A 6,964-nucleotide genomic window follows, 5' to 3' on the forward strand; every position below is an offset into this window, starting at 1 on the left:
TACGTGTTCGTCCGCGGCGCGCCCGAGGGGCTGCGGCTGATCCGCAAGGCCGCGTGGCAGGTCCGCGACTTCGACCTGTTCGCCGCCTACGGCGCGGTTCGCGCGCGCACCCAGCCGGCGATGCACGTCGTCCATGCGCGCGCGGTGATGACGCTCGAAGAGGCGATCGAACGGGTGAGCCGGATGATCGGGGCCGCCCTCGACTGGACCTTCCTCGAAAGCTTCCTTCCCGCCAGCCAGGATCCGCAGTTCCGCCGCTCCGCACTGGCGTCGAGCTTCGTCGCTGCGCTGGAACTGGCCCGGCGCGGGCGGCTTGACATCGCGCAGGACGAGCCGTTCGCGCCGGTCAAGCTCAGGGCGGCGTAATGGACGAGCTCGTCCGCGCCATCGAAGCGACCCTGTTCGCCTCCGCGGAGCCGCTCAGCGCCGATGAAATCGCCGAGCATGTCGGCGAGGGCGAGGTCGAGATCGCGCTCGGCCAGCTCGCCGCCCATTACGAGGGCCGCGGCGTCGAGCTGGTGGAGCGCGGCGGGCGCTGGCACTTCCAGACCGCCCCCGACCTCGCCCATCTGCTCCGCCGCACGCGCGAAGAGCCGCGCCGCCTGTCGCGCGCGGCCACGGAGACGCTGGCGATCATCGCCTATCACGAGCCGGTCAGCCGCGCCGACATCGAGGCGATCCGCGGAGTCCAGATATCGAAAGGCACGCTCGACGTGCTGATGGATGCCGGATGGGTTCGGCCCGCCGGCCGCCGCGAGGGGCCCGGCCGACCGCTGCTCTATGCGACGACCGGCGAGTTCCTGACTCACTTCGGACTGGGATCGCGGCGCGATCTGCCGGGGATCGACGATCTCAAGGCCGCCGGCCTGCTCGACCCGCTCGACGAGAGCGTCTTCGAACAGCTTCAACTGGAAAGCGACGAGGAAGGCGACTAGATACGCCGCTCAAAGGAGTTTCCCCAATGGGCGGTTTCAGCATCTGGCATATCCTGATCTTCGCGATCATCCTGCTGCTCCTGTTCGGCGGGAACCGGTTCTCGGCGATGATGGGCGACGTCGCCAAGGGCCTCAAGAGCTTCAAGCAGGGCATGGCCGAGGAGGATGACGACAAGAAGCGGCGCTACGACGAGCAGCGCCGGGCCGAGCCGCCACGGCAGATTCCGCGCGATCAGGAGCCGATCGACGTCACTCCGCGCCGCGAAGAGCCCGTCGCATCCCCTCCGCCCCGCGACGACGAGACGCGCTGAGCGCCTAAACCACCGACATGTTCGGTATCGATTCCAGCGAGCTTGCCGTCGTAGCCATCCTCGCGCTGATCTTCATCGGCCCCAAGGACCTGCCGAAGGTCATGCGCACCGCCGGCTACTGGGTCGGCAAGGTACGCGGCATGGCGCGTCACTTCACGTCCGGGATCGAGAACATGGTGCGCGAGGCCGAGCTGGAGGAGATGGAGAAGCGCTGGCGCGAGGAGAATGAGCGCATCATGCAGCTCCACCCGGCCGATGCCCATTATCCCGAGCCGGGCCAGCCCGACGACATGCCGCCGCTGGCCGAAGTGCCCGAGCCGAGACTGCCGCTCGACGAGAGCCAGCCCGAGGATGAAATCCCTCCCGAAAAGCGTCCGCTGCCGTGAGGGATATCGACGATACCAAGCAGCCGCTGCTTGAACATCTGATCGAGCTCAGGCGCCGGCTCCTGTGGTGCCTGGTGACGCTCGTCGTCACCTTCTTCATCTGCTTCGCTTTCTCGCAGGAGATTTTCGCGGTGCTCGTCCAGCCGCTGCTGAAGGCCGGGCAGGGCAAGCTGATCTACACCGACGTATTCGAAGCCTTTTTCGCGCAGGTGAAGGTGTCGCTGTTCGCGGCGCTGATGCTGAGCTTCCCGGTGATCGCCACCCAATTGTGGCGGTTCGTCGCGCCGGGGCTCTATGCGAAGGAAAAGAACGCGTTCCTGCCCTTCCTTCTGATGACGCCGCTGTTCTTCGCCGCGGGGGCGTCGTTCGCCTATTTTTTCGCGATGCCGTGGGCGCTGCATTTCCTGCTGAGCTACCAGGGGAACATCGGCGGCGTCAGCCAGGAAGCGCTTCCGGGCGTCGGCAATTACCTCAATTTCTGCACCCGCTTCATCTTCGGCTTCGGCGCGGCGTTCCTGCTCCCGATCCTGCTGATGATCCTCGAGCGCGCGGGGCTCGTCACCCGCGAGCAGCTCGCCAGGTCGCGGCGCTATGCGATCGTCGGCGCCGCCGCGGTCGCTGCAGTCCTGACGCCGCCCGACGTCGTCTCGATGCTGATGCTGCTGGTGCCCCTTTACGGGCTTTACGAATTCGCTCTGCTGGCGATCCGGCTGACGCACTGGCGGGCGGCTCGGAAAGCCGCCCGGTCAGGCTCTGCTGTGGCTGTGCCCCAGACAGAAGAGGGCCCAGAAGCGCCACCGGGGGGGGGGAGGGTTGGCGGTTCTGGGCCCATTTAAGCGGATAGCGAGAGCGGGGGGGCAAAAGGTCACTATCCGAACTGCATAACGCCCCTTCGCCAAAAGGAGTTCCCGGTCCGGAAAAGAATTTGCATTTTTTCTGGGCGAGGGCGTAACGACCTTTGCTGCTGCTCAGGCCGGCGGAAAGACCGGCAGATCAACGCTGTAACGTCCCAGCTTCCGATCGAGCGTGGAGCGGAGCTGCTTGGCGAGGCCGCCGACGATGCGCTCGAACTGCACCTTTTGGGGCCTGTCCTCGTCGTCCGGGACCAGGACCTTGCTCGCCAGCATCAGCCGGGCGGTGAGCTCGCTCGTGCGCCTCAGGGAAATCTCGATCGGCTCCTCGGGACAGTGGAGCATCGCGAACTCGACGATTTCGGTGACTAGGAAAGCCACCGCGACCGCGACGTCCTGTGTGGTGTTGAGCGAATCGAGCTCGAGATCGATGCTGAGGCTCCGCGCCGCGTCGGGTGCGCCGGCGCGCAGTTCGGCGGCGAGCTCGGTCATCAGCGGGCGTATCGCGATCCCGCGATTTTCCTCCATGTCGGCATAATGGTTGCGATGGACGATCGACAGAGCGCCGACCCGGCGGCTGATCCCGGCATAGGCCGACTGGGCTTCGGGCGCGGTCGCGCCGCGGCCGTGGATGTTGAGCAGCGACGCGACGACCTGGAGGTTGTTCTTGACCCGGTGGTGGACTTCGCGGACGAGCCGCCGCTGCCCTTCGAGCGCGCCCGCCATTTCCGCATCGGATTCGTCGACTCTCGAGACGACCCGGCCGAACGCGTCGCGCAGCTCCTGGATTTCCCGCGACGGCCCAAGCTTGCGTGGGAGGTCGAGCGTCCCGCCCGGCGAATAGCTCCTGACCGCGCGCTCGAGGCGCTTGAGCGGGCGGATCAGCAGACGGCTGACGAGCACCCAGGTGATGAGCGCCGCGAGGACCCACATCAGCACTGGCAGCAGCAGAACGAGCCGGTCGTAGGTCGTGATCCTCCGGTTCGCCGCGCCGATCCGCGCGAGCAGCACGCCGTTGCCGATGCGCCATTCGGTCAGCCGCAGCCGCAGGTCGGGAGTATCGGGGGAGCCTAGCACCCTGAGCTCGAGATTGTCGTCGTGGAGAACCACGGCTTCGATTTCGCCCGGCGCTTCGGTCGCCGCGGCGCGCAGCTCGGCGACCGGCACGAAAGCCGTCGCCATCCCGTCGATGACCCCGACGCGGATCGCGACTCCGTTGAGGCCGGGCGCGATCCGAGTCGCGATGCTGGCGGGCGGGACGACGGGCAAGCTGCCGGTATCCCCGACCGTCCCGGCCGAACAGATTGGCTTTCCATCGGCCGACTCCAGTTCGAAGCTCTGCGCGATGCCCGGGGCAATGGTTAGCGATCGTTGCGCACGGTCGCAGGCGCGTGCCGGTCCTTCGGCAAGCGCGCCGTTGGCCGCAATCCGCAGCGCAAGAGCATTTCGCGCAATCAGGCTTTGCATCGCTTCCGCCGCGGCGCGGGACTGGTCCTCGGCCCGGCCCTTTATCGCCTCATTGGCCTGACGGATCCCGCTTTCGCCGAACGAGACGAGCGCGATTCCGATCGGAAGCAGCACGGCGGTGAGAATCAGCAGCAGCTTCGCGCCGGTCGGCAGACGCGCGAAGCGGGCGGCCACGCTCATCGCGCGACCTTGAATCGATCAGCCGAGTTTGCCGATGATCTTGAGCAAATCGTCGGGGACGGGCTCGCGCAGCGTATCGTCATAAGACGGACCGAAGCGCGCGCCCGAGATCGCCTTTGCGGGCCGTGCGATCGGTAGCCTTGGACTTCTTCGAGTGCCTGGAATGACCGGCTCCCTCCGTCTCGCTTCCTTTCCTGGCACTCAACTCCTCGTCCCCCCTCGCGCGGGTTCTCGACGCGCTCATACTAATCTCGCTGCGCGGCGCAACGGTTCGGCTGGCGATGCCCCGCTTCGATACGTACAGGCCGGCCCGCCGCGCGGCTGCTGGTCAGGGCGGCGTGCCGGTCTAGTCATCGGAAACCAAATCGCCGGTGCTTGGTTCCACACGCGAGCCACTTCTCTGGGGGGCGGTGCGGCGACGCAACAGATGGTCCTTCCAGGGTTGAAACAATCAAGGCGGCCCGCCAAAGACGCCCCAAGCAAATTTTCCAGGGAGATTTCACCACCATGTCCCTTGGCCAGGAACTCGCACCGCACCTGCCCTTCCTCCGCCGCTACGCCCGAGCCCTGACCGGCAGCCAGGCCCACGGCGATGCGTTCGTCCGAGCGACTCTCGAGGCGATCGTCGCCAAGCCCGACGAATTCCCGCGCGACGTCGACCCGCGGCTCGGCCTCTACAAGACATTTCACGCAATCTGGTCGACGGCCAACGTCGAGGAAGGCGAGGAGCCGTCGAAGAGCCCCGTCGGGGCCGAGAGCATCGCCCATGCGCGCCTGTCGCGAATCACGCCGCTGTCGCGCCAGGCGCTGCTCCTGACCGCGCTCGAGGGCTTCTCGTCCGAAGATACCGGCTATCTGATCGACGTCAGCCCGGCTGACGTCGATTCGCTCGTCGCCGAGGCGCTCGAGGAAATCGAACGCCAGACGCTCGCCGACGTGCTGATCATCGAGGACGAGCCGATCATCGCGATGGATATCGAGACCATCGTGCGCGATCTCGGCCACAACGTCACCGGAGTCGCCGTGACCCGCGACGAAGCCGTGTCCCAGGCGCGCCAGCACCCTCCGGGCCTGGTGCTCGCCGACATCCAGCTCGCCGACGACTCGAGCGGCATCGACGCGGTCAAGGACATCCTTGCCGAATTCTCGGTGCCGGTGATTTTCATCACTGCATTCCCCGAGCGGCTGCTGACCGGGACTCGCCCCGAGCCAACCTTCCTGATCACCAAGCCGTTCCAGCGATCGACCGTCAAGGCGGCCATCGCCCAGGCCCTGTTCTTCGACGCGGCGACCGTCCCGGCGGCGTGACATCAGCCGTTCGGAACACGGTTCCGGCCGGCGCGTTGGCCGGGGGAACGCTGATTTCGTGACGAGAGCATAATGGCTGACCCGAGGCATCACGAACCTTCGGTCGTCGAAACGACGACTGAGGCGCGCGCCGGCTCCACGCCGGGTGTTACGCGCAATGTCCTTGTCGTCGGCACATTGCTGGTGATCATCCTTTTCGCGGTGATCGTCTTGGTAGGGCTTCGCTGAGTCCCTATTTCCTGTCACGGGCATCGTTCATGTTCGATCCAACTGCGCGCGGCCACGGTCGCGCGCCGGCACAGGGTGGGGATCTAGTTTGACGGAAGATCGCGAAGAGGACCGACCAGCAAGCGCTTCGACGGAGCCGGTGCCGCTGTCCGACCCGGACTTCAAGGACCAGCTCGCTTCGGTCATCCCGCACCTTCGCGCCTTCGGCCGCTCGCTGTCGGGCAGCCGCGATCTCGCCGACGACCTCGTCCAGGAGACGCTGCTCAAGGCCTGGGCGGCGCGAAAGCGCTTCCAGGCCGGCACCAACATGCGGGCGTGGACTTTCATCATCCTTCGCAACCTGTTCCTCAGCCAGATGCGGCGCGCCCGCTTCAAGGGCGAGTGGGACGACCTCACCGCGTCGAAAATCCTCGCCGCGCCCGCCAGCCAGGACCGGCACATCGAGCTTGGCGACATGCAGCGCGCGCTGATGCACCTTCCGCAGCCGCAGCGCGAGGCCCTGATCCTCGTCGGCGCGGGCGGTTTCGCTTACGAGGAAGCGGCCGAGATCTGCGGCTGCGCGGTCGGCACGATCAAGAGCCGCGTCGCGCGCGGCCGAGTCGCGCTCGAGCAATTGCTGTCGAGCGGCAAGCTGCCGTCACGGCGCCAGCACAAGACCGATCCCGACAAGTCGGCGCTCCAGACGATCATGGGCGAAGTCGACGAGCTCAGCCGCGACCACGAGCGTTAGCCGTACCCCCTGCGGACGCAGGGTCGATTTCCCGTTTGGGGCTAAGCTCCTGCTCGTGCAGGAGCATTGCGGTCAATTCAGCTTGCGCAGCAGTTCCGCAAAATCGCGGTCGCACGGTTCCGCGGCGGCAGCCTCGAAGGCTCGGCGCAGCGCGGCCATGATGCCTGCCTGTGCCGGCGGCATGTCGACCCGGATGATCCGACGGTCCATGTTATTCAGCTCCGGCACTGCGGGGTAGTCTCGCTCGAGGTTCATCAGGCATTGCAAACGAGCCAGAGCACACGGAAGTTTCCTGCCGATGAAAGTAGCTTATGTGAAATGCCGGCGATGAGTCGCGCAAATGCAACATCTGCGTCGTCGGCTCGGGAGGACGCTGTCCTACGCGCGCGCAGACATTCGCCCTTCCTGCGCGAGGCGTTGCTGGCGCGTCCGGAGATCGGCGACACGTTCATCGAGGACGGTTCCGGCGCCGCGGCCGACCTCGCGCTCGCGGCCGCGCCCAACCTCCCGGTCGACCGGCGGCTCCGGCAGCAGCGGCACGGCGTCGCGCTCGCGGCGGCGCTTTGCG

Annotated in this window: 9 protein-coding genes and 1 pseudogene; 8 read left to right on the forward strand and 2 right to left on the reverse strand. The window is 66.6% G+C overall.

The features are described 5' to 3' along the window. The 5 genes and pseudogenes from GH737_RS15350 to tatC all read left to right on the forward strand — a co-directional run. A pseudogene (locus GH737_RS15350) lies at positions 1 to 366 on the forward strand (segregation/condensation protein A); the annotation flags it as partial. Next, positions 366 to 935 carry an SMC-Scp complex subunit ScpB gene (gene scpB, locus GH737_RS11970; protein WP_155265040.1) on the forward strand — a complete coding sequence of 190 codons (570 nt, stop codon included), beginning with the start codon at positions 366 to 368 and terminating at the stop codon, positions 933 to 935. The pseudogene GH737_RS15350 and the gene scpB, both read left to right, overlap by 1 nt. A gap of 26 nt (positions 936 to 961) precedes the next feature. Further along, a complete protein-coding gene (locus tag GH737_RS11975; RefSeq protein WP_155265041.1) occupies positions 962 to 1,246 on the forward strand; it encodes a twin-arginine translocase TatA/TatE family subunit in 285 nt (94 codons plus the stop codon). Positions 1,247 to 1,263: 17 nt separating this feature from the next. Continuing rightward, entirely contained in the window at positions 1,264 to 1,632 is a 369-nt protein-coding gene (gene tatB, locus GH737_RS11980) for a Sec-independent protein translocase protein TatB (RefSeq protein WP_155265042.1), read from the forward strand. Beyond that, positions 1,629 to 2,468 (forward strand): twin-arginine translocase subunit TatC, encoded by an 840-nt coding sequence (tatC, locus tag GH737_RS11985; protein WP_155265043.1) that lies wholly within the window; start codon positions 1,629 to 1,631, stop codon positions 2,466 to 2,468. The genes tatB and tatC overlap by 4 nt, the downstream gene beginning before the upstream one ends. Positions 2,469 to 2,600: 132 nt before the next feature. On the opposite strand, the gene GH737_RS11990 is transcribed toward tatC, so the two are convergent. After that, complete coding sequence (locus GH737_RS11990) at positions 2,601 to 4,130, reverse strand: sensor histidine kinase (protein ID WP_155265044.1); 1,530 nt, start codon at positions 4,128 to 4,130, stop codon at positions 2,601 to 2,603. Between the two features lie 507 nt (positions 4,131 to 4,637). On the opposite strand from GH737_RS11990, the gene GH737_RS11995 reads away from it, so the two are divergent. The 3 genes from GH737_RS11995 to GH737_RS12000 all read left to right on the forward strand — a co-directional run bounded on the left by GH737_RS11995 (position 4,638) and on the right by GH737_RS12000 (position 6,396). Beyond that, on the forward strand, positions 4,638 to 5,438 hold the full coding sequence (locus GH737_RS11995) for a response regulator (RefSeq protein WP_155265045.1): 801 nt from the start codon (positions 4,638 to 4,640) through the stop codon (positions 5,436 to 5,438). 72 nt (positions 5,439 to 5,510) lie between these two features. Continuing rightward, the gene (locus tag GH737_RS15355; protein WP_196233139.1) at positions 5,511 to 5,666 is read left to right on the forward strand and encodes a hypothetical protein; all 156 of its coding nucleotides are present in this window, start codon (positions 5,511 to 5,513) and stop codon (positions 5,664 to 5,666) included. Between the two features lie 88 nt (positions 5,667 to 5,754). Then, positions 5,755 to 6,396, forward strand: coding sequence for a sigma-70 family RNA polymerase sigma factor (locus tag GH737_RS12000; RefSeq protein ID WP_155265046.1), 642 nt, complete (start codon positions 5,755 to 5,757; stop codon positions 6,394 to 6,396). A 72-nt stretch (positions 6,397 to 6,468) separates the two neighbouring features. Here GH737_RS12000 and GH737_RS12005 read toward each other — a convergent pair whose 3' ends face one another. After that, on the reverse strand, positions 6,469 to 6,651 hold the full coding sequence (locus GH737_RS12005) for a hypothetical protein (protein ID WP_155265047.1): 183 nt from the start codon (positions 6,649 to 6,651) through the stop codon (positions 6,469 to 6,471). Positions 6,652 to 6,964 lie beyond the last annotated feature (313 nt).

Origin of the sequence: Sphingomonas segetis (assembly GCF_009720245.1) — a bacterium.
Taxonomy (GTDB): Bacteria; Pseudomonadota; Alphaproteobacteria; order Sphingomonadales; family Sphingomonadaceae; genus Sphingomicrobium; species Sphingomicrobium segetis.

Excerpts from the sequence above, each read along its gene's own strand:
- scpB (WP_155265040.1), top strand. The coding sequence starts at position 366 with ATGGACGAGCTCGTCCGCGCCATCGAAGCGACCCTGTTCGCCTCCGCG.
- GH737_RS11975 (WP_155265041.1), top strand. The coding sequence starts at position 962 with ATGGGCGGTTTCAGCATCTGGCATATCCTGATCTTCGCGATCATCCTG.
- tatB (WP_155265042.1), top strand. The coding sequence starts at position 1,264 with ATGTTCGGTATCGATTCCAGCGAGCTTGCCGTCGTAGCCATCCTCGCG.
- GH737_RS11990 (WP_155265044.1), bottom strand. The coding sequence starts at position 4,130 with ATGAGCGTGGCCGCCCGCTTCGCGCGTCTGCCGACCGGCGCGAAGCTG.
- GH737_RS11995 (WP_155265045.1), top strand. The coding sequence starts at position 4,638 with ATGTCCCTTGGCCAGGAACTCGCACCGCACCTGCCCTTCCTCCGCCGC.
- GH737_RS15355 (WP_196233139.1), top strand. The coding sequence starts at position 5,511 with ATGGCTGACCCGAGGCATCACGAACCTTCGGTCGTCGAAACGACGACT.
- GH737_RS12005 (WP_155265047.1), bottom strand. The coding sequence starts at position 6,651 with ATGAACCTCGAGCGAGACTACCCCGCAGTGCCGGAGCTGAATAACATG.